Below are 24210 nucleotides of genomic sequence, written 5' to 3'. Positions count from 1 at the left end.
CTACTTGGATGGATGAAACACCCCGGCGAACTGGTAACGGTCGCCGGGGTGCGTTATTTCGACGAAGGTCACCGTCCGGCCGTTCTGCCAGGTCTGGCGGGTCAGGAGCAGGCAGGCGGCGTGTCGCTCGATCGTCAGCAGCTTCGCGGTTGCCGCATCCGCCGCAACTGCGCGAATGATGTGTTTCGCCTCCGACCACGGCACCTGATCCAGAAGCCAGCTCCCCGGCGGGCTCGTCTCGAAGGTCTCGTCCCGCGCCTGCGGCACCGCATCGAGCAGGATCATTCGCTTCTCCAGCGCATTGGGCCTTCCATCCACGATGTGCAGACATTCCACCCGCAGCACCTCCGCTCCCGCCGTCTCTTCGATGACAGCCGCATCCACCGCCGACAGCCGCTCGATCCGCCGCGACAGGATGCGGTGGCTATAGGCGTGGCCCGCCACTTTCGCTTCCGTGCCGATGTCGGAAATATCCATCACCGTCCGGTCGATCTGCGGCGAGGCGACGAAAGACCCAGCCCTGCGGCGGCGCACGATCATGCCGCGCGCGGCCAGCGCCGAGAGCGCCTTGCTCACCGTCATCCGGGAGCAGCCATAGGTCACTTCCAGCTCATGCTCGGCCGGAATGCGCTGCCCGGGCGGCCAGGTGCCGCTCATGATCTTCTGCTCGATGTCTTCGAAAATGCGCTGGTGAAGCGAGGTCAAGGCACGGCTCTCCGGTCGGCGGACAGGCGGTGCGGACACGGCACGACGCTTGCATGTCACTCGCATGACAAGGGCAGCGGATGCCGCACACCGCGGGCAGTTTGTCGTTGACACCTTATGCAAGGACCTGTCTATTTGTATAGTCAAAATGCAGGACGCAGAAGCCTGCAGATCCAATTCTGAAGACGGGAACGCCGCGTGAGATGCGGCACGATACTGGAGAGACGACCATGAAATCCCATTTCCTGCTGAAGGGCCTCGTTGCCGCGGCCTTCCTGCTCGGCGCGACCTTCTCGGCCCACGCCGAAGACGCACTCGCCCGCATCAAGGCCGCCGGCACCATGAAGGTCGGCACCGAAACCGCCTTCGCACCCTTCGACTTCATCGATGCCGGCGAGCATGCGGGCCTCAACGTGGATGTCTTCGCCGAACTCGGCAAGGAGTTGGGCGTCGAGATCGAATGGATCGCCCTCCCCTGGGAAGGCGTCCTGCCGGGCCTCGAAGCCGGCAAGTTCGACATGGTCGCCGGCCCCGCCACGATCACCAAGGCCCGCATGGAGCGCTACCGCTTCACGCCGCCGGTGGCCGAAGCGACGGTCGCGATCCTGAAGAAGGCCGGCGACACCAGCATTACCAAGCCGGAAGACATCGCCGGCAAAGCGATCGGCGTCGGCAAGGCGACGGCGCAGCTCGCCCAGCTGCAGGGTTATTCCGAAAAGCTCCCCGCGAAGGTCGATATCCGCGAATATCCCGCCTTCACCGAATCCTACGCCGATCTCGCAGCCGGCCGCATCGCCGGTGTGGCAAACTCCCTGCCGAACATCGCCTTCGTCGCCAGCCAGCGCAAGGATACGTTCGAGGTCGTGATGCCGCCCTTCGGCCAGAAGGCCTATTTCGGCTTCATCGGCACAAAGGATGCGGACCACGCGCCGCTGATGGACGCGATCGACGCAGCGCTCCTGAAGATGAAGGGTGACGGACGCCTCGCCAAGCTGCAGGAAAAGTGGTTCGGCGCCAGCTTCGACACACCGGATGCAGTCAAGGACCCGGCATTCTAATCAGGACCGTTCCCTGATCCAAAGCGGGGCTGAACCGGCACGACGCACGTGCGCACAGTCGGCCCCGCCCTTCCGCTCGCCCCACTGCATCATTCCTGAAGTCGGAATCGATTTTTGGATCGGATGATGCAGCAGGTGTAAAGCGTTACAGCGAACTGAGGGCGTCCTATCTGACGCACCGCACTGTACCGCGTCCGACAGCCCACCCGACGAATTGGCCGGCAATGTCCTTCAAGCTGTTCGAACTCCTTCTCAAAGCCTCGCTCTACACGATCGGCATCAGCCTCGTGTCGATTCTGATCGGCTTTGCGATTGCCATTCTCCTCTCCGGCATGCTCCTGTCCGGCCGCCGCGTCATGGCGGTTCCTGCCCGAATTTTCATCAGCTTCTTCCGCGGCGTGCCTCTCCTCGTGCAGTTGCTGCTAATCTACAATCTCCTGCCCGTCATCGGCCTCAACGTGCCCAGCATCGTCGCTGCCATTATCGGCCTTTCGCTCTGCACCGCGGCCTATCAGGCGGAAAACCTGCGCGGCGGCTTTGCGAGCGTCCCCCGCGGCCTGATCGAGTCGGCCGAGATGGTCGGCCTCACGCCCTCCCAGGCCTTCCGCCGCATCAAGGTGCCGATCGCGCTGCGGCTGACATTTCCCGCGCTCGTCAACGAGGCGATCCTGATCCTCAAGGCCTCCTCGCTCGTCTCCGTCGTCGGCATCGTCGAGCTGACGCGCATGGCGCAGGATCTGGCGGGCAGCACCTTCCTGCCGCTGCAACTCTTCGCCTGCGCCGGCCTTATCTATCTCGTCATCAACTGGGTGGTGGCGCGTACCGGCAGCCTCATAGAGCGGTCCCTGCCCGGAGTGCCGCGATGACCTTCGATATCAACGTCATTCTCGCGCAACTCCCAGCCATCCTCTCCGGCGCCGGCGTCACGCTGCTTCTCTGGATCGCCGGCACCATCGGCGGCGCGGCCGTGGGCTTTCTCGTCGCCGTCGGCCGGCGCTATGGCGGCCGCATCATCGACTGGCCACTCGGGCTTGCCGTCGAAGTGCTGCGCGGCACGCCGTTCCTCATCCAGATCTTCCTTCTCTATTACGGCGGCCCCTTCATCGGCCTCGCGCTCGATCCGATCCCCGCCGGGCTCTTGGGCCTGACGATCTACGGCGCCGCCTATTTCAGCGAGATTTTTCGCGCCGGTTTTGCCGCCATCCCCAAGGGCCATATCGAGGCGGCGGAATGCGTCGGCCTCAGCCAGGGCCAGATCGTGCGGCGCATCCTTCTGCCGGAAATGACCATGCTGGTGCTGCCCCCCGCCATCAACATGGCCGTGATCCTGATGAAGGAAACCGCGATCCTCTCCATCATCACCGTGCCGGAGCTGACGCTCACCGTCAGCGCCATCGGCTCCCAGCAATATGCCTTCGTCGAATCGCTCTTCCTGCTCGCCGTGTTCTACTGGGTGCTGGTGGAAGTCACCGACAAGCTCGGCCGTTATGCCGAGCATCGCTTGTCCCGATACAGGTTTTCCCCGACATGACCCTTCCCGCCATCGCCGTCCGAAACCTCGTCAAGCGCTACGGCGACACCGCCGTGCTGCATGGTATCGATCTGGAGATCCCGCCCGGGCAGGTCTCCTGCCTCATCGGCCCGTCGGGCTCGGGCAAGAGCACGCTCCTGCGCTGCATGGCCTTTCTGGAGGAGGCGACAAGCGGCACCATCACGGTGGATGGCGAGGTGCTCGGGTTCTCGGAGAATTCGAACGGCATGCGCGAGCGCATTCCCGCCGCCACGAACCGCGCCATCCGCTCGAAGATCGGCATGGTCTTCCAGCAGTTCAATCTCTGGCCGCACATGACGGCGCTCGGCAATGTCAGCGAAGCCCTGCGTACCGTCCACAAGATGAGCCGGAAGGACGCCGAGGCCCGCGCCATGGAGCAACTGGTCAAGGTCGGGCTTGAGGCCCGCGCCGGGCACTATCCGTCGCAGCTGTCCGGCGGGCAGCAGCAGCGCGTGGCGATTGCCAGAGCTTTGGCGCTAAAGCCGAAGATCATGCTGTTCGACGAACCCACCTCCTCGCTCGATCCGGAACTGACCGGCGAAGTGCTGAACGTCATGCGGGATCTGGCGGCCGAGGGCATGACCATGGTCGTCGTCAGCCATGAGATCGGCTTTGCGGCGACCGTCGGCAGCCGGATCAGCTTTCTCGATCAGGGCCGCCTGCTCTTCTCCGGCCCGCCATCCGAGGTCTTCGGCAAGCCCCGCCACCCCCGCCTCGAGCAATTCCTCGACACCTACCTCGACCGCGGCGCCTCGATGCTCGTGTGATAGGGGCTGGTGTGATAGGCGGCCTTACGCCACCGGCAGAACCTTGCCCGGATTGAACAACCCCCTCGGATCCAGCGCCTGCTTGATCGCCCGCATCGTCGCCAGCTTCACCGGATCGCCCGTCGCCAGCAGCGCATGAATGCGCTTGGAGCCGACGCCGTGTTCGGCGGAGAACGACCCGCCCATCGCGCCGATCCCGTCATAGAGCACCTGCTCCACGGCATCGCGGCGCGCCTCCGTCATCCAGCTCCCCGGCCGGTCGAGCACGACATGCAGGTTGCCGTCGGCGACATGGCCGAAGATGAAGGGCGAAAGGCCGTCGATGGCCTCAAGCAGCGGCGCGACCCGCGCGAGATAGGCGCCGAGCCGGTCGATCGGCACGGAAATGTCATAGGAGGGCGCTGCCGGAAAGGCGCGATACATCAGCGCCGTCTCCTCCCGAAGCCGCCAGATCTCGTGCGCCTGCTGCACGGAGCCCGCAACCACCGCCGTCGTTTCCGGATAGGTCTCGCAGATCGCCTCGTAAAGCCCGGCAAGGACGGTGAGAAGCGCCTCGTCCGTCTCGCCGCCGAGCCCGATGGCCAGATGCACCGGCGTCGCATCTCTCGTTTCGCGCCAGCCGAAATGCTGCGCCGTAAAGCCAAAATAGCGCGACCACATCGCCTCGCAGGCCCGCAAGTTGCCCGTGGCCCGGGCAAGCCCCATCAGCGCCAATGCGGCGTCCGTCGAGGGCAGGCCGAACAGCGCCGTGGCGCTCGCCGCCGGCACCGGATCGAGCTTGACCACCAGCCCGGTGATCACGCCGAGCGTACCCTCGGCCCCGATCAGCAGATGTTTCAGGTCGTAGCCGGCGGAATTCTTCACCACGCGCACCATGTCGCGATAGATGCCGCCATCCGGCAGCACCGCTTCCAGCCCCAGAATGCGATGGCGCATGACACCGTTGCGGAACGCCATGACGCCGCCGGCATTGGTGGAGGCCATACCGCCCAGCGTCGCCGATCCCCGTGCCGCAAGGTCGATGCCCGGCTCCAGCCCGTGAACGGCGGCGGCCTGTTGCAACGCCTCCAGCGTCACCCCGGCTTCGACCACGGCCACGCTGCCGACCGGGTCGATCTCGATGATGCGGTCGAGATTTTTCAGCGAGATCACGACGTCGCCCGCCGCAGAGATACCGCCGCCGACCAACCCCGTCCGTCCGCCATGGGTGACGACAGGAATGCCGGCCTGCGCGCAAATGCCGACGATGGTGGAGAAGGAGGCAACATCGCGCGGCGCAATGACGGCGGAGCCGCCGAGATTGTCGGGATGTTCGCCGGGATGAAGCGCCGATATATCCGCCCCGATGCGCATGTCCACGCCGGGAACGGCCGCAGTGATGGCGGCGAGGACGGCGTCGATCTCGGGCATGTGGGTCGTCCTATTCGGGAAGCAGCGTGCGGAAGCCGCCATTGAAGTAGAGAAGCGGTGCCACGTTCTGCCGCACCCGTACGCTGCGCACGCGGCCGATGAGGATGGCATGCGTGTGGCGATGCAGCGCCTCGTCGAGGCCGCAATCGATAACGGTCAGCGCATCGGCAAGCGCCCATCCGCCGCTGTCGAGCCGGGTCCATTCGGCGCCGGCATAGCGCTCAGCCCCCCGGCGTCCGTCCGCGCCGGCAAAGGCCTTGGCAACGCCGTCCTGACCTTCCGCCAGCACGTTGACGCAGAAATGGCCGCTCCGCTCCAGCACGGGCCAGGAGGAGGATGTGCGGTTAAGGCTGACGATGACCGAGGGCACTTCGGCCGAGAGCGAGGTGACCGACGTCGCGGTAAACCCGGTCCGCGCCTCGCCATCGCCCACCGTGATGACGCAGACAGCGCCTGCGAGATGGCGCATGGAAAGCTTGAAGGCCGCGGCATCGGGGCCGGCCGCGTCCACAGGCGACGGAGAAACGGCAGCAGTCATGTCACGACACCTCGCATCTGGAGCATTCCGGTCGACGGCATATCCTCGGTCGGGGCTCCCTGTCTATCCGAATGCACTGAACATCTTCCTTCCACCAAAAACAGGACTGCGAAGGACGGAGCTCGATCTTCGCGTATGCTTTACGGAGCCTGAACGCCCGAGGTGCCGGAACGTTGCCGGGCGGCGGTGTGACGATTGATCGGTACGGAGATGCCGAGGTTCTCGCGCAGCGTCTCGCCTTCGTATTCCTCCCGGAACAGGCCGCGGCGGCGAAGCTCCGGCAGGACCAACCGAGAGAAATCCTCAAGGCTCGCCGGCAGGGTCGGAAACATCAGGATGAAGCCGTCGGCCGCGCGCGTCTCGAACCATTCCTCCATGAAATCCGCGATCTGCACCGGCGTGCCGGTGATACCGTTGCCGGTGTGCTTCTCGGCATAGAGCCGGATCAGCTCGCCCACCGTATGGCCCTTCTTCACGAAATCGGTCAGCTCCTCGAACAGCGCCTTGGAGCCCTTCGGCTGTTCGGGAAGCCGGTCCATCGGGAAAGGCTCGTCCAGCGGCACGCCGCGCAGGTCCGCCTCCAGGAATTCCGACAGCATCAGCCGTCCGACATCGGGATGCAGCCTATCGATCAGGAACGCGACCTTGGCCCGCGCCTCGGCCTCCGTCTCCCCCACATTCAGCACCACGCCCGGCATGATCTTGAGGTCGTCAGGATCGCGCCCCAGCGCCGGCATGCGCCCTTTGACGTTCGCGTAGAATGCCCGGTTCCGGTCGATGTTGGAGGCGAGGCTGAAGACGATCTCGGCCGTGCGCGCGGCGAGGTCCATGCCGGCCTCCGACCCGCCCGCCTGCGCAATCACGGGCCGCCCTTGCGCCGAGGGCGCGATGTTGAGCGGCCCGCGCACCTGATAGTGCTTGCCGACATGGTTCAGCATGTGATGCCGGGCCTTGTCGTAGTAGAGGCCGCTATCGCGGTCGAGCAGCAGCGCATCCTTCTCGAAACTGTCCCAGAGTCCGAAGACGACATCCACGAATTCCCGGCAGCGTTCGTAGCGCAACTCGTGCGGATCGAGCCCCGTGCGGTTGAAATTGTAGCCGGTCTCGTCATGATCCGACGTCACGACATTCCAGCAGGCGCGGCCGTTCGACAACTGATCGATGGAGGCGAAGATGCGGGCGAGGTTGAAGGGCTCGTAATAGCTGGTCGATGCGGTCGCCACGAGGCCCAGCCGCTCCGTCACCATGGACAGCGCGGAGAGCAGCGTCAGCGGCTCGAAACGGTTCATCTTCGTGGGGCTGCGGGCCAGCGCATCGGGATCGCCGATGCCGGCCGCCGGCGAATCCGCCATGAACAGGAAATCGAACTTGGCCGCTTCGGACATCTGCGCGACCTTTTTCAGATGCGCGATATCGTTCGCCCCGGTCACATCGCTGGAAGGGTGCAGCCAGCTCGCGGGATGGAACCCGAAGGTGTAGACGAACGTCCCGAGCTTGAGCTTGTCCTGCCGTGCCATGCGAGGTCCCTTCCTGTGATCGACTGCCCGGAGTATGGCGGGAACCGGCCGGCGGACAAGCCCGGGAAACGACGTTCTATGTGAGTTTTTCTAAACAGTCGCGGAAAGTCATTGCGGCGCCGACGCAAGTCCCTGCCGCCGCCCAAGCGCCGTCAGCCAGCCATGGAACGCCTGCCCATGCGGCTTGTCGAGGGCGGAGCGGTCCCAGGCGAGAAAATAGCTCTCCGGCAGCGGCAGCCGCAGGTCGAAGGGCAGGACCAGCGTGCCTGCGGCAAGCTCGTCCGTGATCATCGACATCTGCGCCAGCACGAAGCCGCGCTTGTTGACCGCGGCATCGATGGCGCTGGATGACAGCGTGAACGACAGGCCCGGCCCACCCTCCGCAAAGGCGACGCCAGCCGCATGCGCGAAATCCCGCCAGTGCGGAAATGTCGAGAAATGCTGCTCCCAGGCGATATGCAGCAGCGGATGGCGCAGGATCTCCGCAGGGCCAACAGGGCCGGCATGTTCCGCGATCAGGGCCGGCGCGCAGGCCGGCACCACCCAGTCGCGAAAAAGCGCGGTGCTGTGGGGATGCGGACTGCCGCGCAGGCCATAGGTGATCCGGAAATCAACCTCGTCGATGCCGAGCCGCGGCTCCGCATCCTGCCCGAGAATGCGGATCTGCGCGTCGGGATGCACGGCCTGCCAGTCGAAGATCCGGCGGCCGATCCATTTGTTGACGACGGAGGATAGCGCCGACAGGGTCAACCCGCCCGTATTGCGCGCCCGTGCCAGCACGCGGCCCGCCGCCTCGAACTGCAGGAAGCCCTTGGCGATTTCGGCATGATAGAGATGACCGAGCGCCGTCATCGCGATGCGCCGGCCGCGCCGCTCGATCAGGCTTACGCTGAGATGCGCCTCCAGCTTGCGCAGGTGCTGGCTGACGGCGCCCGGGGAAACGCCGAGCTCGACGGCAGCCGCCGTCACGCTGCCAAGCCGCCCCACCGCCTCGAAGGCTTGCAGAGCCCTGAGGGCGATGACCGTCATCCGCTGCCTTTCAGGTTCACACCACCTTACGCATCGCCGATCGGCAGACGCTGCGCGAGGCGCACGAGATAACCGTCCGGATCCTGTACCAGCAGCTCGCGCGACGCCCGGTCCTCACCCCCGACATTGTAAACGGCATCCTGAACGCCCCGGAAGAGCGGCCAGTCCGCCTGCGCCAGCCGTTCGGCGATGGCGGCGATATCGGAAACCGCGATCTGGAAATTCATACCGCGCCCGAGCGGCGGCTCCAGCGGCGCCGTGACCCAGGTGCCGTTGATCTGCGACAGCATGATCTGCGCACCCTCGCGCTCCAGATAGGCAAAGTTCGCGGCCTTGCGGTCGTAGGCAATGGCAAAACCGAGGAGGTCGCACCAGAAGGTCAGGCTGCGGCCAAGGTCCGTCACATCGAGTTCCGGCACGAGCGCGTTGAACCCGCCCGCCGGAAGCCCGCCGGCACTATCGGCGGCGTTGCGTTCGCTCTGCCCGAGGCGGGGTGGCGTTATATCGAGGCTCATGATGCCGACGCCTCGACCGGCGCATAGCGCCAGGGCTCCAGCGTGTCCGGTCGCCCGGCCAACGACAGCTTTGCCGTGCGCGGTGGCGTCTGCGCGATGACCTTGCCGCGGCGCAGCACCATCAGCCGGTTCGCCCGCATGCGCACGGCCTCCGCCGCGTCGCGCGCTTCGAGAAGCACGAGGTCGGCATGGCAACCCGGGGCGATGCCGTAGCCTTCCAGCCCGAAGGTGCGAGCCGCGTTTTCGGTCACCGCCCGGAACGAGGCTTTGACCGCCGCCGGGCTCGTCATGTGTCCCGTGTGGACGGCCATGTGCGCGACATCGAGCATGTCGGCATTGCCGAACGAATACCAGGGGTCCATGCAGCTGTCCTGCCCATAGGCGACGTTGACGCCGAGCGCCATCAGCTCGGGAACGCGCATCATGCCGCGCCGCTTCGGATAGCTATCGTGCCGCCCCTGCAGCACGATGTTGGCCAGCGGATTGGGCACGCAATGGATCTGCGCCTCCGCGATCAGCGGCAGAAGCTTGGAAACGTAGTAGTTGTCCATCGAATGCATGGATGTCAGATGCGAACCGGCCACGCGCCCCTGAAGCCCGAGGCGCTGCGTTTCGTAAGCCAAAGTTTCGATATGGCGCGACATCGGGTCGTCAGTCTCGTCGCAGTGCAGATCGACCAGCAGCCCCCGTTCCGCCGCGATCTCGCAGAGCGCGGTCACCGAGCGCCGCCCGTCCTCCATCGTCCGCTCGAAATGCGGAATGCCGCCGACGACATCGACGCCCATGTCGAGCGAGCGTTCGAGATTGCGGGCCGCCGTGGGCGAACGGAAATAGCCGTCCTGCGGAAAGGCCACGAGCTGCAGGTCGAGATAATCCCGCACGAGATCCTTCACCTCCAGCAGCGCCTCGACCCCGGTCAACCGCTCGTCGCAGACATCGACATGGCTGCGCACGGCAAGCAGCCCTTGCGAAACCGCGAGATCGCAATAGCGCAACGCGCGCTCGATCACCGCCTCCTTGGTCAGGAGCGGCTTCAGCTCCCCCCAGAGCTGGATGCCTTCGAGCAGCGTGCCCGACCGGTTGAGCCGGGGCGTGCCGAGCGACAGCGTCGCATCCATGTGAAAGTGAATGTCGATGAACGGCGCACTGACGAGCCGGCCACCCGCATCAATGACCTCGCCCGCTTCCGCCGTGATACCGGGTTCCACCGCGACGATCCGGCCTTTGGAGATCGCGATATCGACGCCCATCCGGTCATCGGCAAGGTTGGCATGGCGAATGATGGTGTCGAACGTCATAGACGGCTCCGTCAGTAAAAAGGCCCACCGGCATCTTAAACGGTCGCATCGCCCCGGCAAGCGCGCAAAGCCGGCAAAACGGCGCTTTCCCCACAGTCATCCGTGGCTTACGGAACTTTCGAAGAAAGCGTGAGTTGTGCCGAAAACCAGGAGAGATGCCATGTCGATACGATTTGCAGCCCTGACAGCCTATATCGCGCTGACCGCAACCTTCATGACGGCAACCGTGCTGTCGCAGCCGGATGCCCCTGTTGTCTCGATGAGCTCCATGTCGCTGGAAAAGACCAACCGCGTCCTGCAGGGCTCACCCGATAGCTTCGTCATGGAACGGTTCGCCGGCTGATTTTGCTGCACTGCAAAAAGTTAGCGACGACGCACCGTAATTTCTGATAGATTGCGAACTGTTGAGAAAATTCGAGGTCGTCAATGTCGGAACTCGCATTCGCAGCACGTCACCTTTCGACAACGCCGAAAGGCCTGAATACGGTCTTTCACTTTCGTGACGAGAACGGCAAGACGCTGGCGCTCCTTCTGGATGGCGACGTCGGCCGCGACTTCGTGGACCACTGCCGGATCTACTACGAGCCCGAGCCCGACCTTGTCTCCGCCGAAGAGAAGCAGATCGATCTTGCCGTTATCGAACTCTTCGAAATCGATGCCGCCTCGGCGGATGAGTCCGACCCGCGGCAGATTGCCGACGCGCTGGATCGGGAACTGCGCATTCTGCTGGCAGCCGGCGACGGCACAAATTAAAGCGCATATCTACCAGACGAGGCGAACCAGGGCGTAACCGCCGACCCACAGTCCGGCGGACAGAGCGAGGGCACCGGCAATCGCCAGAATCCTCAGTGTCGGCCGCACTGTTCGGCTTTTCTGGCCGCGAGCGGGCCGGGGCCGCAGCATCGGCATGGCATGGCCCTCCATTGTCTCTTGCATGACCTGCCTCTTTCCAACGACATCACATGAAACCGCACCGCAGGCACGCCTGGTGATGCACGTCACACCTCGTCTTGTAGGCCTCTTTCGGAATCAAAATCCTAAAGCAATCGGTCGCATTTTCAGCAGTTCTTCGAGATATGGCCAAAACAAAACAAAAAGCCCGACTGTGGAACAGCCGGGCTCGGAAATCTTGAAATGGCGTCAGCCTAAGCGTCTTCGACGACCCGCAAGGCCTGCGCCCGCGCAAGAGCGGCCTTCTGCACCGCGTCCTGCACCTTTTCGAAGGCACGAACCTCGATCTGGCGGACGCGTTCTCGGCTGATCTCGAATTCGGTCGAGAGTTCTTCCAGCGTCACCGGATCTTCCGTCAGGCGGCGCGCCTGGAAGATGCGGCGTTCGCGATCGTTGAGCACCTCCATCGCACCCGACAGAAGCGAACGGCGGTTTTCCAGTTCGTCCTGCTCGATCAGGATGTCTTCCTGGCTGTCGCTGGCATCGACCAGCCAATCCTGCCACTGTCCGGATTCGCCCTCGCCCGCCTTGATCGGCGCGTTCAGTGAGGCGTCGCCGGAAAGCCGCTGGTTCATCGAAATGACCTCGGCCTCCGATACGTTCAGAGTGGTCGCGATCTGCTTCACCTGATCCGGCTTCAGGTCGCCGTCATCCAGCGCCTGGATCTTGCCCTTGAGGCGACGCAGGTTGAAGAACAGACGCTTCTGGTTGGCGGTGGTGCCCATCTTCACGAGCGACCACGAGCGCAGGATATATTCCTGAATGGACGCCTTGATCCACCACATGGCATAGGTCGCCAGACGGAAACCGCGTTCCGGATCGAACTTTTTCACGGCCTGCATCAGGCCGACATTGCCTTCGGAAACGACTTCGCCGATCGGCAGGCCATAGCCGCGATAGCCCATGGCGATCTTCGCCACGAGGCGCAGATGGCTGGTCACGAGCTGATGGGCGGCCTTGCGGTCGTCATGTTCCTGGTAGCGCTTGGCGAGCATATACTCGACCTGCGGCTCCAGCATGGGAAACTTGCGGATTTCATCGAGATATCGATTGAGACCACCTTCGCCGGCGGTCAGTGTCGGCATCGTACTACGGGCCATGTTTGCACCCCTTTCTCGTTCCGGCCTCCATCTGGCAAGCCGGGCATGTGGGTCCTTCGACCCCACAGGTCACCAAGATAAGAACGCGCAGCGCACGATTCAAGTATGCAGCCGCGCGATTGCGACCCCATCCTTGGGCTTCGGAATATCTCGGTAAGATCGGCATCGAGGGGCTGAAATCAACCCCTCACGCCGGATTTTCCGGAAGTTCCGGACAGCGTCAGCGGATGGCTGCACCGTCATCTTCCTGCTCTGACAGGAACGCCTCGTCACTCTTGGCGCTGAGGCGAACGCGGTTGTCGTCTACGCTCTCGACGAGCGACAGGGCGATGAAATGATGATGGTCCTGATGACCGACCGGATTGTCCTTCTTCGTCAGCTTGATGCGGTCGCCCTCGACACCGTCGACGGTTCCGACATGAACGCCATCGGCGCTGATGACTTCGGCATGTTCCTTGATCTGGCTGGCATCGATCATGATGTCTCTCCTTGGCTATCGATACCGGAAAACGCCGGCATCGACAAAAGGATGCATGCAAGGCTTGAGATTTCACGAGTGCCCGCCAGAACGCCTGCGGACTTACGCTTTCAGGGCTGCAGCCAGCTCCAGCATATCGTCCGGCAGCGCCGAGGCGAAGCGCATCGTTTCCCCGGTCGCCGGATGTTCGAACGCCAGCATGAACGCATGCAGCGCCTGGCGCGGGAACCGGTCGACGACGGCCTTGGCGGCATCGGGCAAAAGGTTCGATTTCGTCCGGAATGCCGCGCCATAGTCGGCATCGCCCACCAGGGGATGCCCGATATAGGCCATGTGGACGCGGATCTGGTGGGTGCGCCCCGTCTCCAGCCGGCATTCGACCATGGCGGCCAGCGCCGTCGCATCCGGCTTTTCGTGGTAGCGCTCGGTCACCTCGTAATGGGTGATGGCCTCGCGCGCATCGTCCGCATCGTGCTTCTTCACCGCCCGCTTGATCCGGTCTCCGGCGCGCCCGAGCGGCGCGTCGATCGTGCCGCGCAGTCCCCGCGGTCGGCCCCAGACGATGGCGGCATAGGCGCGTTCCAGCGGTCCGGTGCGTCCGTGGTCGGCGAACTGGTCGGAGAGGTGCCGGTGGGCAAGATCGTTCTTTGCAACGACCATGACGCCGCTGGTGTCCTTGTCCAGACGGTGGACGATGCCCGGCCGCTTGACGCCGCCGATGCCCGAAAGACTGTCGCCGCAATGATGGATGAGCGCGTTGACCAGCGTCCCCGTCCAGTTGCCGGCGCCGGGATGCACGACGAGCCCCGGCGGCTTGATAAGCACGATCACGTCGTTATCTTCATAAAGGACGTCGAGCGGGATGTCCTCGCCCTTGGGTTCGGGATCTTCCGGCTCCGGCATGCCGATCTCGAACACGTCGCCCGGCTGCACCTTGCGCTTGGGCTCCAGCACCGGCTTGCCGTTGACGCGCACGGCGCCCTGTTCGATCAGTGCCTTGATACGATTGCGGGAAAAAAGTCCGTCCATCTGCTCGGTCAGCCACGCATCCATGCGCCCGGATGCATCGTCTTGCGCCGTCAGGACTTTCCCTGGGGCTGCCGTTTGTTTAAAGGGGTCGTTCATACTTACTCGATCCGTGAGGTCAAACCGCCCATGTCGCTCCAGGAACCTGACGAACAGGACGAAAAGCCGCTCGATCCGGTGATGGAAAACGTTCGCCGCAAGATGATCCGCCTGCAGCTGGTCTCGGCGGGGGTGATGTTGGTCATGCTTATGGCCGTGCTGGGCGCGATTGTCTACAAGGTCACGCGCCCGAGCGCCGCGCCGTCGCTGGCAAACAGCACAGCCGGTGTGCCGAGCGATGCGCCGCTGGCAGCCACCGCCGTGCTTCCGCAAGGCTTCGAGATCACCGACACCTCGCTTTCGGGCGGTCAGATCCTGTTCTTCGGCACGCTTGCCGGTGTCCGCAAGGCGCTCGTCTACGACATCGCCGCCAACCGCATCGTCGCCGATATCTCCGTACCCGCGAACTGACCGTGCCGGACACCGAGCGCGTCGCCGAGCGCATCACGGACCCGGCCGATCCGCGCATCGCCGCCTTCGTCTCGATCCGCGAGCGCGACCTGACCGGCCGCCACAACCGCTTCATCGCGGAAGGCACCGTGGTGCTGCGCATGCTGGCGGCATCGGCTGCCGGCGGCGGTCCGTTTACGGCCGAGGCGATCCTGCTTCTCGAAAACCGGCTTGCGGGCGTTGCCGACATTCTCGCGCAGTTCGAGGACACGGTGCCGGTCTTCGTCGCGGATGCCACGGTCTTCAACGCCATCGCCGGCTTCGACATGCATCGCGGCGTGCTCGCCATCGGCACGCGGCAGAGGCCGCAAACGCTGGACGGCCTGCTCTCGACCCTCCCGGACGAGGCTTTGATCCTCACCGCCTGCGGCCTTTCCAATCACGACAATGTCGGTTCGATCTTCCGCAACGCCGCCGCCTTCGGCGCGAGCGCCGTCCTCTTGGACGAAACCTGCTGCGATCCGCTGTATCGCAAGGCGATCCGCGTCTCGGTCGGCGCGGTGCTCACGGTCCCCTTCGTGCGGCAGGGCACGGCGGGTAACCTGCTTGCGGCCATCGAGGGCCGCGGGTTTGCGCTGTGGGGCCTATCGCCGCGTGGTGAAACCGATCTGGACGATATTTCGCCCGCGCCGCGCACGGCGCTGGTGGTAGGTGCCGAGGGCGAAGGCCTGCCGCCCGCCATCATGGCCGCGATCCGCACGGCCCGCATCCGGCAGAAGCCGGGCCTCGACAGCCTCAACGTCGCCACCGCCACCGGCATCGCGCTTCACCGGATCGCCAGCCTCAACGGCCTCGTCTAACGTTTCAGGAGATAGAGGACAGAAGCGACCGGGTCCGCGCGGCCAGCGTCGTCGCGCCGCCGTCCGCCTCCCGCGCCAGCAAGGCGGGGATGGGCGATGCCTCTCCTTCGTTCTTTGCCGTCAGAGCCGTCATCGCCGCCGCAATCTGCAGGAGGTCTTCGCGCAGTGCCAAGTCGTCGGCCGGATCGGACGCCATAAGGCGGTCGATGAAGGCGCCGGCATCCGCCGCCAGGCGTTCCGGCGTGGGGATGCCGGGCGGCGAGAGCAGCGTGGTCTCGTCCGGTGCAGGAAGTGCGATCGCGTCCTCTCGCCCAGTGGTTGGCAGGCCACCATCATCGGCCGCCTCTTTCGCAAGGGATCGCGGCTCAATCCCCGCAGCACGCAACGCCTGCATGGCGGCCGCCAGCTCCGCCGTCATCTCGCGAACGCGCGTGGTGAGGCGGTCGATTTCCGCGCTGCCGCGTTCCAGATGGGTCTCCCGGTCGGCCAGAAGCCCATTGGCCGTCGTCAGACGGGATTCGAGCTGCTTTGCCCGGATCTCCTGCTGCGCCAGCTTCAGTTCCAGGGCCTTCGCCTTCTCGCTCTCGCGGCGCCGCTCGTCGCGCAGGGTTTCGCGCTCATCGCGCAAGCCACCGGCCCGGGCATGGAGTTCATCGACCTGCGACGCTTCGGCGACCGATACGGCGCGGACCTCGTCGAGTTCGGCCGAAACGCGATCGAGCTGACGCGCAAGCAAGGCCGCCTGCTCGGTCTTGGAGGCGTAATCCATCTCCAGCGTGCCCAGCGCATCCTTCAGCCGCTCGATATGCTGCTCCAGAAGCCGGATGCCGGAGCGCAGGTCTCCCGCCTCCCCGTTCATCTCGTCCAGCTGCGCATGAAGCTCCTCATTCTCGGCGCGTATCGTCCGCACGTCCTGCTCGGCCTTCTCGCGGGCCAGCATGAGGGAGATCGCCTTGTCGCGCTCGCGCTTCAGCGTCTGGCTGGTGCGCACGTTTTCCGCAGCATAGATCGCGCGCGCCGCGTCCTTCTGGGCGCGAACCTCCTGTTGCGTCAGCGGCGTCGTCGCTTTCAGCCGGTCCTCCGCAAACCGCACGATCCGCCGATGGATGACGGGCGCGACCAGCGCGCCGAGAAGGATCGCGGTGAGGAAGCCCAGGGCGAACAGCAGTGCAAATTGGATCACGCGGAGGTCACTTCACAGGCGGTTGGGCAAGGGCATCCTTCTTGCGCATCATTATTCGCGCTCGGCCCCGGATTGGCAAGCGGTGGACCGGTTAGCAGCGCAAGCCAGGCACGCTCAGAAAGGGTTCCAGGTCGGCTGCTGGGTCAGCTTGAGGTAGCCGACATTGATGCCGAGGCGGGCGCCGACACCGGTGCGGATCGGCACGAGCACGATATGCTCGTCGGTTAGCACCGTCATGCCGACCCCGGCCACGACATAGGCCGACCCGGAGACGCCGCCGAACCGCTTGTAAAGGCCGGGCACGCTCGGAAGATTGTAGACGAGCATCATGATGCGGCTGCCCTGCCCGCCGGCATCGAGGCCGAGCGAAGGGCCCTGCCAGTAGACGCCGTGCTGCCCGGCATTCTTGGTGTTCAGGCTGCCCTCGCCATAGGTGAGGCCGGCGACGAAGGCACCGGAGCCCTCCTGGCCGAGAATGTAGCCGTTCGGCAGGCCATAGCTCTGGAACGCCCGCTCGACCACCTTGGCAAGACCGCCGGATGTGGACCCGAAGAAGCCGTGTCCCGCATCGACGATTTCCTGGATGGAATATTGCGACGTGTTGTTGGCGGATTGCGCGGCGGCAGTGGAGACGGCGACGCACAGCGCCAGCGCGCCGAACATAATGGCTTTCACGGCAGACAGCAGGCTGCGCCGCTTGACGCGGGCGGCAACGTCTTTCGATGGCGCAAATTTCGATCTCGGCAGCATCGCATCCTCCGTTATCCCAAGGCCGATAGGGTATCGGCAGGAGCAGGCCGTGCCTGTCTGAGGCCCCGGCCCGGGATTCCGACACTCTGAACCCATCATCTTAACAATTGGTTTACCAAACATGGTGTCATTATGGCCGGACGGAACACGAGACCGGACACGCCACGTCCGCGCAATCTTCACCCTCTAGACCATAGCCGAAAACAGCCCCGCGCGATGGCATTGCGCACCGGGATGCCAGATCAACATCGGCAAGGGCGACCTTAAAGGACAAGACGATGGAAAAGAATCCGAACCTGACCCTGACCGGCCCCGACCTCGCCGCCCTGCTCTGCAGCCGCGTCTGCCACGATATCATCTCGCCGGTCGGCGCCATCAACAACGGCCTGGAGCTTCTCGACGAAGGCGGCGCCGATGCCGACGCCATGGACCTCATCCGCACCAGCGCGCTGAACGCCGCCGTCCGCCTGAAGTTCGCCCGCCTTGCCTTCGGCGCCTCCGGCTCGGTCGGCGCGTCCATCGACACCGGCGAAGCGGAAAAGGCAGCGCGTGACTTCGCTGTGGTGGAAAAGAAGACCGAGATCACCTGGACGGGCCCGCGCGTCATCATTCCGAAAAACCGCGTGAAGCTGCTGCTCAACCTCTTCCTCATCGCCTACGGCGCCATTCCCCGCGGCGGCTCGCTGGATGTGACGCTGGAAAACCCGGAATACGACGCCGTCTTCAAGCTCGTCGTGCGCGGCAAGATGATGCGCGTACCACCCAGGCTTGTCGAACTTCTCTCCGGCACGCTGGAAGAAGCCGTCGATGCCCACACGATCCAGCCCTATTACACCGTGCTCCTTGCAGACGAAGCCAGCATGAAAATCGAGATCCTCCCGACCCCGGAAGAGATCGTCTTCATGGCCTCCTCCATCTAGCATCGAACGTCGTCGTCACTCTTCGCTGCTCCGGTAACGGTTTGTTTGCCAACGGCGCCTTATAATCCCGAGAAGAGCGTACACCTCCGGTCTCGCATGCGAGATCGTGAGAGTGCGCAACTGGACGTTGATGCAGCGCCGGGGCGGATATCCGCCTTCGGCTTTGTGTCGAGGTCTTACGTTCACGGGAATGAAAGGGCAAGGAGCTCCCATGCAGCGCTTGATGATCGCCGACGACTCCGACGTGGTGCGCAAGGTCGGAAAGCGCATTCTCTCCGGCATGGGCTTTCTCGTCTCGGAAGCCGCCAATGGCCTCGAGGCGCTGGCGCGGTGTGAAGCCGAGCTTCCCAACATCATCGTCGTCGATGCGGGCCTGGATGGCGCGCTGGAGCTGATCGCCAACATTCGGGTGATGTCCGAAGGCAAGTCCGTGCGCATCTACTACTGCGTCATCGAGGCTGACCTGCGCAAGATGATGGCGGGCAAGCGCGCCGGTGCCGACGATTTCCTGCTGAAGCCCTTCGACCGCAAGATCCTGACCAGCGTCTTCGGCGCCTACGCCGCCGCTGCCTGAGCGAGCCCCTTGGGGCTTCCCCTCCCCTGACCTGAGACCGGCCGCCCGCAAGGCGGCCTTTTTCGTGTCAGCAAAATCCCCGCGTTTTCCAGACCGCTGAAAACGAAAAACCCGCCACGAAGGGCGGGTCGGTCGGCGCCGATAACGGCGATCCTGCACTGCGGGATGCATGATCGCCGATGGCTCTCAAAACATCCGGAAGATCAGGCGCTCTCGGCGAGATCGCCTTCCGGTTCGCGCAGCACGTAGCCGCGGCCCCAGACGGTCTCGATGTAGTTCGCGCCGCCGGCAGCGTTTGCCAGCTTCTTGCGCAGCTTGCAGATGAAGACGTCGATGATCTTCAGTTCCGGCTCGTCCATACCGCCGTAGAGGTGGTTGAGGAACATTTCCTTGGTCAGCGTCGTACCCTTGCGGAGCGAAAGCAGCTCCAGCATCTGGTATTCCTTGCCCGTCAAGTGAACGCGCTGCCCGCCGACTTCGACGGTCTTCGCATCCAGATTGACGATCAACTCGCCGGTCGAGATGACGGACTGGGCATGACCCTTGGAGCGGCGAACGATCGCATGGATGCGCGCCACAAGCTCGTCCTTGTGGAACGGCTTGGTCATGTAGTCGTCAGCCCCGAAGCCCAGGCCCCGAACCTTATCCTCGATACCGGCCATGCCGGAGAGGATGAGGATCGGCGTCTTCACCTTGGACAGGCGAAGGGTCCGGAGCACCTCATAGCCCGACATGTCGGGAAGGTTGAGGTCGAGCAGGATGATGTCGTAGTCGTAGAGTTTGCCGAGATCGACGCCCTCTTCACCGAGATCGGTGGTGTACACATTAAAACTCTCGGACTTGAGCATCAACTCGATGCTCTGCGCTGTCGCGCTGTCGTCCTCGATAAGCAGAACCCGCATGTTTTTGTCCCCTTTTCCGCCGCTGAAAGGTAGTGCAAGGCTGCCTGACGCTAAACGGATCCAGTCGTTGCCTGATTTGGAGCTTGCCACCAAATGGTTAACAAATTCTGATTCCCTCTGGCAAGGTGCACAGCATTTGTTAAATATATTTCTCAGCCCCTTGATTTTGTTCGTTTTTGATAAAACGGCTTTCTCACCCTGAAAGTGAGCGAACCGCCTTATCGGATTCCAGAGACTCGCCAAAACACCAAAGCGTCACATTTCGCGTTGGCCATTTACCGGGCCTTAAATGATCGTCCCTAGGATTAACTATGCCCGTAAACGAAACGTTACCAGCGGTAGGCATTTGTTAAGATCGCTGGGGTTTTTTCGCGGAGCCGCAGGCATGAGCCTTCGGTAAGGGTTGCAAGTGAGATGCCGGGTCTCGCACCGCGGGAGTATTGCGTATGAAGTCACGTGAGAGCCTTGTCCGCCTGAAGGAATTTCAGGTGAAAGACAAACAGCGTCAACTGAAGCAGCTTCAGATGATGATGGCTGAATTCGAAAGGATGACCAAGGATTTGGAGCATCAGATCGCATTCGAGGAGAAAAAGTCTGGCATTTCGGATCCGTCCCATTTTGCCTATCCGACCTTTGCAAAGGCGGCCCGCCAGCGGGCCGACAATCTGCAAGTGTCGGTTCGGGAACTGAAAGTCCAGCAGGACGCGGCAGAACTCGCTCTGGAAGACGTCCAGGCCGAATTCGCCAAGGCCTCCGCGCTCGAAGAACGCGACGGTCTCGTGCGCCTGCGCGCCTGATCCTTATCTGCCGGCAGTCGAACCTGACCGGCAGTCCAGCCTGACGAACGACGCCGCGCCTCGCTCCGAAGCGCGGCCGTCGTCGTTTGTGCTTTCCATTCCCCGTCTTTCGCCGACGACCGCGCTCCCTCGCGCGACCGAACGGCACATGTGACGAACGGTAAGCTCAGGAGCTTGCGCGAAGCCTTCCCGCGGCCACACCTGGCCGCAGCCAAGCGTAGCCGCAGCCATGTCTCGAGGCTCGCCGGCGCGCGCGCGCAGTCGTGCCCTCTTCACCTCGATCGAAACGCGTCCATCACCGGAATCCAAAACGCAATCGAGCGGCCGCGACGAAGGTCGCGGCCGCTCGAGCCGATCGATGACGCCCTGATGATCTCAGTGGCGATATTGCTGGATGCGCGTCGTGCGCAATCCTGCGAGACCGTGATCGTTGATCGAAGCCTGCCAGGACAGGAACTCCTCGACCGTCAGCGTATACCGCTCACAGGCCTCTTCAAGGCTCAGCAGGCCGCCGCGAACAGCTGCCACCACTTCTGCCTTCCGTCTAATCACCCAGCGCCGCGTGTTCGCCGGGGGAAGATCGGCGATCGTCAGTGGGCTGCCATCCGGGCCGATGACATACTTCACGCGGGGTCGTACCATTTCGGTCATTGGACTCTCTACACATACTCAAGACCATATTCGGAGAGCCTAGCCTGCCACATTTAAGATTTGCCTAAGCTCGACGGCACAATTTATCCATCATTCGAATGACTTGCCGCAAAGGGCTCCTCCGATGCGGAAAGAAGGGCCATTTCCGGTCTCACGGCGGGACACCACGCCCCGATTGTATCGGGTCCCCGCACACCGCAAAGCCGTGGAAAACCTGCATTGTGCGAAGACTCCGCCGCATAGCTGCCATGCGAAAGCAGCGGGTAGGAAACGTCGTAAGATTTTCGTACAGATCGCCGCGAAGCAGCAGCATGCGGCGCGTCCGCAGCAGGCATCGACCGCATTTTTCGTCGTCACGGGGCCTCGAACGGTCTCCACGATAGTGCCGCGAGGCACGACGACGTCGGGAAACTGCAGGATATCAGCCTCGCGCCATCATAGGCTGCGAGATTTCACGCATGCGCATCCTTGGATGCCATCACGGTATTTTTCCGTTAGACTGCAATGGCCGATGCCGCCCGACGCGCCCGCCCAATGAGGTCGAGACGCCGGCCGCGCAACGGAACCGTTGCATTTGCAGGCGGAAGGACGCGCACGAAACAAGGAGCCGGCCGAGCCGGCAGTGGTGAAGACGCAATGCCCGACGTCGATGAAACGGTGAGCAGCGGGAGATCGAGCCTGCTCTTTCCGACCCCGGATCCGTCCTCCGTCCACACGGAATACGAAGTCCTGCGCCTCATGCGGCAATGCGCCGCCGAATTCGGCTTCGACAATTTCATGATCGTGCGCGCTCCCGCTGGCGACCAGCAGAATTTTGCCGAACGCCTGGTCGTCAGCAGCTGGCCTTCCGATCTTGTGCGGGGCTACGACGCGCTCGACATTTTCCGGCTGAGCCGGCTGGTGGAGGAGCTGCGCCACACCAAGTTGCCCGTGTTCAACGAGACGGCCACCCTTCTCGGCCTCCGCGGCAAGCCCGTGACCGCCGTCGAGATTACACCCTCCATGGCCTTCACCCTCGCCGTGCTGCTGCACACGACCTATGCCGATCCCTTCATCGTCACGCTGTCCGGCAGCCGCGACGCGCCGGAAGGCATCGAGGCGGCAGAGCTCTATTACGTCCTTCTGCAGCTGTTCGAGCGGCTGGAGCGCTCCATGGACGCCGGCGTCACCACGCGGGAAAAACTTTCCGCCCGCGAGATCGAATGCCTCCGCTGGGCCGCGGCCGGCAAGAGCAGCGACGAGATCGCCATCATCCTCGGCATCTCCGCCTATACCGTCAGCAGCTACTTCAAGACCGCCGCCCGCAAGCTCGACGCCGTCAACCGCATGCAGGCGATCGCCCGCGCCATGCGGCTGAAGATCATCTGACGGTTTTGTGCCCCGTCGCCGCGGCTTGCGCGGTGCGCATCGCCGGCCACGCGTGGCAGTGCTTGTAGACCCGGCCTCGACCTTTTATATTGGCGTCAAGCAAGGTGCAGGCGCGAACGCCGCGCCGGTCATCCGACAGAATCGGACCATCTCTCGTGAACAGCCTCGATTTCGACCGCAAGCCTGAAGATACCCGCGTCGTCGTCGCCATGTCCGGCGGCGTCGACAGTTCCGTCGTCGCAGGCATTCTGAAGCGGGAGGGCTACGACGTCTTCGGCATCACGCTGCAGCTCTACGACCACGGCGCTGCCGTCCACCGCGCCGGCTCCTGCTGCGCGGGCCAGGATATCGACGACGCACGCCGCGTCTGCGACGTGCTCGGCATTCCCCATTACGTGCTCGACTACGAGCAGCGCTTTCGCGAAACCGTCATCAATCCGTTTGCCGAGAGCTATATCGCCGGGGAAACGCCGATCCCCTGCGTCGCCTGCAACCAGACCGTCAAGTTCGCCGATCTGCTGGCGACCGCCCGCGACCTCGGCGCCGATGCGCTGGCGACGGGCCACTATATCCGCTCGCGCGCCAATCCGCAGCCGGGCTTCCCTGGTCGCCGCGCGCTCTATCGCCCGACGGACGCCGACCGCGACCAGAGCTACTTCCTGTTTGCGACCACGCAGGAGCAGATCGATTACCTGCGCTTCCCGCTCGGCCACCTGACCAAGGCGGAAACCCGGGCGCTGGCCGAGGATATGGGCCTCGTCGTCGCCAAGAAGGCCGACAGCCAGGACATCTGTTTCGTGCCGCAGGGCAAGTATAGCGACATCGTCTCCAAGCTGCGGCCGAATGCGGCGCTGGCCGGCGATATCGTCCATCTCGACGGCCGCGTTCTCGGCCGGCACGAGGGCATCCTGCACTACACCATCGGCCAGCGCCGCGGCATCGGCGTCGCCACCGGCGAGCCGCTTTATGTCGTTCACCTCGACGCCCGCTCCTGCCGCGTCATCGTCGGCCCGCGCGAGGCGCTGGAGACCCGCCGCGTCGCGCTGCGCGACATGAACTGGCTGGGCGATGTGGCGCTGGAAGACCTGCCGGCGGAAGGCCTTGCCTGCTACGCCAAGGTCCGCTCCACCCGCGTTCCCGCCCCGGCCCTGCTGAAGGTCGATGCGTCGGGTATCACCGTGGAACTCATGGAAGGCGAAGCCGGCATCGCGCCCGGACAGGCCTGCGCGCTCTATTCCGGCCCCGGCGAAGACGCCCGCGTCTACGGCGGTGGCTTCATCCTGCGCTCGGAACGCGAACCCGCCGCCGAACAGGCCCTGCGCCACCTCCTCGAAACCCCCGCCGCCGCCTGAACCGGGCGATGGCCAACCCCTGCCCCACAAGCGCTCGGCCCCCGCCCCGCACATCCTCCCGCTTTTTTTCCACCATCGCTTGACACCCCCCTGACCCACATCTTATAAGCCGCCCACCGCAAGCGACCGACCAAAGGTCGCATCCGGCGGCGGGGTAGCTCAGGTGGTTAGAGCAGCGGAATCATAATCCGCGTGTCGGGGGTTCGAGTCCCTCTCCCGCTACCAAATGGTTTTGCGAACGGCGACCAACAAGAGATCGCGTAATCCCCGCTTATGGAGCGTCCGGTTTCGGCCCATTGCGGAAATTCCGATCTGAAACTCTTAATCCAGCTTTGCGCGTCGTCTCATTCATACCTATGACCGGAAACTATCGTCGAAACCAGCCGGTCCTCTCGGTTTGATACTGGAGAGTGGGTAGGG

General features: G+C 63.9%; 28 protein-coding genes and 1 tRNA gene. 14 read left to right on the top strand and 15 right to left on the bottom strand.

Going from position 1 to position 24210, the window contains the following annotated elements:
* A complete protein-coding gene (gene hutC, locus C8J33_RS19795; RefSeq protein WP_132665096.1) occupies positions 1–705 on the bottom strand; it encodes a histidine utilization repressor in 705 nt (234 codons plus the stop codon).
* A gap of 230 nt (positions 706–935) precedes the next feature.
* On the opposite strand from hutC, the gene C8J33_RS19790 reads away from it, so the two are divergent.
* From C8J33_RS19790 to C8J33_RS19775, 4 genes are all read left to right on the top strand, one after another.
* On the top strand, positions 936–1763 hold the full coding sequence (locus tag C8J33_RS19790; protein WP_110730057.1) for a transporter substrate-binding domain-containing protein: 828 nt from the start codon (positions 936–938) through the stop codon (positions 1761–1763).
* A 224-nt stretch (positions 1764–1987) separates the two neighbouring features.
* Positions 1988–2629, top strand: a complete 642-nt coding sequence (locus tag C8J33_RS19785) for an amino acid ABC transporter permease (protein WP_110800721.1) — start codon at positions 1988–1990, stop codon at positions 2627–2629.
* Entirely contained in the window at positions 2626–3294 is a 669-nt protein-coding gene (locus tag C8J33_RS19780; RefSeq protein ID WP_110800722.1) for an amino acid ABC transporter permease, read from the top strand. Before C8J33_RS19785 ends, C8J33_RS19780 begins: the two co-directional genes overlap by 4 nt.
* The gene (locus C8J33_RS19775) at positions 3291–4082 is read left to right on the top strand and encodes an amino acid ABC transporter ATP-binding protein (protein ID WP_110800723.1); all 792 of its coding nucleotides are present in this window, start codon (positions 3291–3293) and stop codon (positions 4080–4082) included. Before C8J33_RS19780 ends, C8J33_RS19775 begins: the two co-directional genes overlap by 4 nt.
* Positions 4083–4106: 24 nt before the next feature.
* On the opposite strand, the gene C8J33_RS19770 is transcribed toward C8J33_RS19775, so the two are convergent.
* From C8J33_RS19770 to C8J33_RS19745, 6 genes are all read right to left on the bottom strand, one after another.
* A complete protein-coding gene (locus C8J33_RS19770; RefSeq protein WP_245507219.1) occupies positions 4107–5492 on the bottom strand; it encodes an FAD-binding oxidoreductase in 1386 nt (461 codons plus the stop codon).
* A gap of 10 nt (positions 5493–5502) precedes the next feature.
* Positions 5503–6030: a flavin reductase family protein gene (locus C8J33_RS19765; RefSeq protein ID WP_132448445.1), complete on the bottom strand. Its 528-nt coding sequence runs from the start codon at positions 6028–6030 to the stop codon at positions 5503–5505.
* A 140-nt stretch (positions 6031–6170) separates the two neighbouring features.
* The gene (locus tag C8J33_RS19760) at positions 6171–7547 is read right to left on the bottom strand and encodes an LLM class flavin-dependent oxidoreductase (RefSeq protein ID WP_132665094.1); all 1377 of its coding nucleotides are present in this window, start codon (positions 7545–7547) and stop codon (positions 6171–6173) included.
* A 108-nt stretch (positions 7548–7655) separates the two neighbouring features.
* Positions 7656–8576 carry a LysR substrate-binding domain-containing protein gene (locus tag C8J33_RS19755; protein WP_132665093.1) on the bottom strand — a complete coding sequence of 307 codons (921 nt, stop codon included), beginning with the start codon at positions 8574–8576 and terminating at the stop codon, positions 7656–7658.
* A 26-nt stretch (positions 8577–8602) separates the two neighbouring features.
* Complete coding sequence (locus tag C8J33_RS19750) at positions 8603–9091, bottom strand: bleomycin resistance protein (protein WP_132665092.1); 489 nt, start codon at positions 9089–9091, stop codon at positions 8603–8605.
* Positions 9088–10389 (bottom strand): amidohydrolase family protein, encoded by a 1302-nt coding sequence (locus C8J33_RS19745; RefSeq protein ID WP_132665091.1) that lies wholly within the window; start codon positions 10387–10389, stop codon positions 9088–9090. Before C8J33_RS19745 ends, C8J33_RS19750 begins: the two co-directional genes overlap by 4 nt.
* Positions 10390–10549: 160 nt before the next feature.
* Here C8J33_RS19745 and C8J33_RS19740 point away from each other — a divergent pair, with 160 nt between their 5' ends.
* On the top strand, positions 10550–10732 hold the full coding sequence (locus tag C8J33_RS19740; RefSeq protein WP_132665090.1) for a hypothetical protein: 183 nt from the start codon (positions 10550–10552) through the stop codon (positions 10730–10732).
* Between the two features lie 83 nt (positions 10733–10815).
* On the top strand, positions 10816–11142 hold the full coding sequence (locus C8J33_RS19735; RefSeq protein WP_132665089.1) for a hypothetical protein: 327 nt from the start codon (positions 10816–10818) through the stop codon (positions 11140–11142).
* A 9-nt stretch (positions 11143–11151) separates the two neighbouring features.
* Here the strand turns inward: C8J33_RS19735 and C8J33_RS27105 are convergent, their stop codons facing one another.
* The 4 genes from C8J33_RS27105 to C8J33_RS19720 all read right to left on the bottom strand — a co-directional run bounded on the left by C8J33_RS27105 (position 11152) and on the right by C8J33_RS19720 (position 14043).
* Entirely contained in the window at positions 11152–11325 is a 174-nt protein-coding gene (locus C8J33_RS27105; protein ID WP_165929844.1) for a hypothetical protein, read from the bottom strand.
* A 209-nt stretch (positions 11326–11534) separates the two neighbouring features.
* Complete coding sequence (gene rpoH / locus C8J33_RS19730; RefSeq protein ID WP_092935526.1) at positions 11535–12440, bottom strand: RNA polymerase sigma factor RpoH; 906 nt, start codon at positions 12438–12440, stop codon at positions 11535–11537.
* Between the two features lie 220 nt (positions 12441–12660).
* Complete coding sequence (locus C8J33_RS19725; RefSeq protein ID WP_110730045.1) at positions 12661–12918, bottom strand: DUF2171 domain-containing protein; 258 nt, start codon at positions 12916–12918, stop codon at positions 12661–12663.
* Between the two features lie 102 nt (positions 12919–13020).
* Positions 13021–14043 (bottom strand): RluA family pseudouridine synthase, encoded by a 1023-nt coding sequence (locus C8J33_RS19720; protein WP_132665088.1) that lies wholly within the window; start codon positions 14041–14043, stop codon positions 13021–13023.
* Between the two features lie 30 nt (positions 14044–14073).
* On the opposite strand from C8J33_RS19720, the gene C8J33_RS19715 reads away from it, so the two are divergent.
* A complete protein-coding gene (locus C8J33_RS19715) occupies positions 14074–14454 on the top strand; it encodes a hypothetical protein (protein WP_132665087.1) in 381 nt (126 codons plus the stop codon).
* Between the two features lie 2 nt (positions 14455–14456).
* Positions 14457–15293, top strand: coding sequence for a TrmH family RNA methyltransferase (locus tag C8J33_RS19710; RefSeq protein ID WP_132665086.1), 837 nt, complete (start codon positions 14457–14459; stop codon positions 15291–15293).
* 4 nt (positions 15294–15297) lie between these two features.
* Here the strand turns inward: C8J33_RS19710 and C8J33_RS19705 are convergent, their stop codons facing one another.
* Both C8J33_RS19705 and C8J33_RS19700 read right to left on the bottom strand, forming a co-directional pair.
* Entirely contained in the window at positions 15298–16476 is a 1179-nt protein-coding gene (locus C8J33_RS19705) for a hypothetical protein (RefSeq protein WP_132665085.1), read from the bottom strand.
* A gap of 114 nt (positions 16477–16590) precedes the next feature.
* On the bottom strand, positions 16591–17139 hold the full coding sequence (locus C8J33_RS19700; RefSeq protein WP_110730147.1) for an EipA family protein: 549 nt from the start codon (positions 17137–17139) through the stop codon (positions 16591–16593).
* Positions 17140–17504: 365 nt separating this feature from the next.
* On the opposite strand from C8J33_RS19700, the gene chpT reads away from it, so the two are divergent.
* Both chpT and C8J33_RS19690 read left to right on the top strand, forming a co-directional pair.
* Complete coding sequence (chpT, locus tag C8J33_RS19695; protein ID WP_110730040.1) at positions 17505–18146, top strand: histidine phosphotransferase ChpT; 642 nt, start codon at positions 17505–17507, stop codon at positions 18144–18146.
* A 211-nt stretch (positions 18147–18357) separates the two neighbouring features.
* The gene (locus C8J33_RS19690) at positions 18358–18720 is read left to right on the top strand and encodes a response regulator (RefSeq protein WP_110736227.1); all 363 of its coding nucleotides are present in this window, start codon (positions 18358–18360) and stop codon (positions 18718–18720) included.
* A gap of 203 nt (positions 18721–18923) precedes the next feature.
* On the opposite strand, the gene ctrA is transcribed toward C8J33_RS19690, so the two are convergent.
* Entirely contained in the window at positions 18924–19622 is a 699-nt protein-coding gene (gene ctrA / locus C8J33_RS19685; protein WP_056339603.1) for a response regulator transcription factor CtrA, read from the bottom strand.
* Positions 19623–20068: 446 nt separating this feature from the next.
* Here ctrA and C8J33_RS19680 point away from each other — a divergent pair, with 446 nt between their 5' ends.
* Positions 20069–20419 (top strand): flagellar export protein FliJ, encoded by a 351-nt coding sequence (locus C8J33_RS19680; RefSeq protein ID WP_092935538.1) that lies wholly within the window; start codon positions 20069–20071, stop codon positions 20417–20419.
* 375 nt (positions 20420–20794) lie between these two features.
* On the opposite strand, the gene C8J33_RS19675 is transcribed toward C8J33_RS19680, so the two are convergent.
* Positions 20795–21070 (bottom strand): DUF1153 domain-containing protein, encoded by a 276-nt coding sequence (locus C8J33_RS19675; RefSeq protein ID WP_062474978.1) that lies wholly within the window; start codon positions 21068–21070, stop codon positions 20795–20797.
* Positions 21071–21706: 636 nt separating this feature from the next.
* Between C8J33_RS19675 and C8J33_RS19670 the strand changes: the two genes are divergently transcribed.
* The 3 genes from C8J33_RS19670 (at position 21707) to C8J33_RS19660 (ending at position 24015) form a co-directional block, all read left to right on the top strand.
* Entirely contained in the window at positions 21707–22438 is a 732-nt protein-coding gene (locus tag C8J33_RS19670) for a helix-turn-helix transcriptional regulator (RefSeq protein WP_110800738.1), read from the top strand.
* 155 nt (positions 22439–22593) lie between these two features.
* Positions 22594–23790: a tRNA 2-thiouridine(34) synthase MnmA gene (mnmA, locus tag C8J33_RS19665; protein WP_110736223.1), complete on the top strand. Its 1197-nt coding sequence runs from the start codon at positions 22594–22596 to the stop codon at positions 23788–23790.
* 148 nt (positions 23791–23938) lie between these two features.
* Positions 23939–24015 (top strand) — tRNA-Met (locus C8J33_RS19660).
* Positions 24016–24210: the final 195 nt, after the last annotated feature.

Source organism: Rhizobium sp. PP-CC-3G-465 (assembly GCF_004343445.1).
Classification (GTDB): Bacteria; Pseudomonadota; Alphaproteobacteria; order Rhizobiales; family Rhizobiaceae; genus Ferranicluibacter; species Ferranicluibacter rubi.
This window is presented reverse-complemented; position numbering and strand designations above follow the sequence as displayed.

Bases quoted from the DNA above. Each gene is read 5' to 3' on its own strand.
- C8J33_RS19765 (WP_132448445.1), bottom strand. From the start codon at position 6,030: ATGACTGCTGCCGTTTCTCCGTCGCCTGTGGACGCGGCCGGCCCCGAT.
- C8J33_RS19720 (WP_132665088.1), bottom strand. From the start codon at position 14,043: ATGAACGACCCCTTTAAACAAACGGCAGCCCCAGGGAAAGTCCTGACG.
- ctrA (WP_056339603.1), bottom strand. From the start codon at position 19,622: ATGCGGGTTCTGCTTATCGAGGACGACAGCGCGACAGCGCAGAGCATC.
- C8J33_RS19670 (WP_110800738.1), top strand. From the start codon at position 21,707: ATGCCCGACGTCGATGAAACGGTGAGCAGCGGGAGATCGAGCCTGCTC.
- C8J33_RS19745 (WP_132665091.1), bottom strand. From the start codon at position 10,389: ATGACGTTCGACACCATCATTCGCCATGCCAACCTTGCCGATGACCGG.
- chpT (WP_110730040.1), top strand. From the start codon at position 17,505: ATGGAAAAGAATCCGAACCTGACCCTGACCGGCCCCGACCTCGCCGCC.
- C8J33_RS19780 (WP_110800722.1), top strand. From the start codon at position 2,626: ATGACCTTCGATATCAACGTCATTCTCGCGCAACTCCCAGCCATCCTC.
- C8J33_RS19790 (WP_110730057.1), top strand. From the start codon at position 936: ATGAAATCCCATTTCCTGCTGAAGGGCCTCGTTGCCGCGGCCTTCCTG.
- C8J33_RS19680 (WP_092935538.1), top strand. From the start codon at position 20,069: ATGAAGTCACGTGAGAGCCTTGTCCGCCTGAAGGAATTTCAGGTGAAA.
- C8J33_RS19735 (WP_132665089.1), top strand. From the start codon at position 10,816: ATGTCGGAACTCGCATTCGCAGCACGTCACCTTTCGACAACGCCGAAA.
- rpoH (WP_092935526.1), bottom strand. From the start codon at position 12,440: ATGGCCCGTAGTACGATGCCGACACTGACCGCCGGCGAAGGTGGTCTC.
- C8J33_RS19715 (WP_132665087.1), top strand. From the start codon at position 14,074: ATGTCGCTCCAGGAACCTGACGAACAGGACGAAAAGCCGCTCGATCCG.
- C8J33_RS27105 (WP_165929844.1), bottom strand. From the start codon at position 11,325: ATGCAAGAGACAATGGAGGGCCATGCCATGCCGATGCTGCGGCCCCGG.
- C8J33_RS19740 (WP_132665090.1), top strand. From the start codon at position 10,550: ATGTCGATACGATTTGCAGCCCTGACAGCCTATATCGCGCTGACCGCA.
- C8J33_RS19700 (WP_110730147.1), bottom strand. From the start codon at position 17,139: ATGTTCGGCGCGCTGGCGCTGTGCGTCGCCGTCTCCACTGCCGCCGCG.
- C8J33_RS19785 (WP_110800721.1), top strand. From the start codon at position 1,988: ATGTCCTTCAAGCTGTTCGAACTCCTTCTCAAAGCCTCGCTCTACACG.
- C8J33_RS19725 (WP_110730045.1), bottom strand. From the start codon at position 12,918: ATGATCGATGCCAGCCAGATCAAGGAACATGCCGAAGTCATCAGCGCC.
- C8J33_RS19770 (WP_245507219.1), bottom strand. From the start codon at position 5,492: ATGCCCGAGATCGACGCCGTCCTCGCCGCCATCACTGCGGCCGTTCCC.
- C8J33_RS19690 (WP_110736227.1), top strand. From the start codon at position 18,358: ATGCAGCGCTTGATGATCGCCGACGACTCCGACGTGGTGCGCAAGGTC.
- C8J33_RS19775 (WP_110800723.1), top strand. From the start codon at position 3,291: ATGACCCTTCCCGCCATCGCCGTCCGAAACCTCGTCAAGCGCTACGGC.
- C8J33_RS19760 (WP_132665094.1), bottom strand. From the start codon at position 7,547: ATGGCACGGCAGGACAAGCTCAAGCTCGGGACGTTCGTCTACACCTTC.
- C8J33_RS19750 (WP_132665092.1), bottom strand. From the start codon at position 9,091: ATGAGCCTCGATATAACGCCACCCCGCCTCGGGCAGAGCGAACGCAAC.
- C8J33_RS19755 (WP_132665093.1), bottom strand. From the start codon at position 8,576: ATGACGGTCATCGCCCTCAGGGCTCTGCAAGCCTTCGAGGCGGTGGGG.
- C8J33_RS19675 (WP_062474978.1), bottom strand. From the start codon at position 21,070: ATGACCGAAATGGTACGACCCCGCGTGAAGTATGTCATCGGCCCGGAT.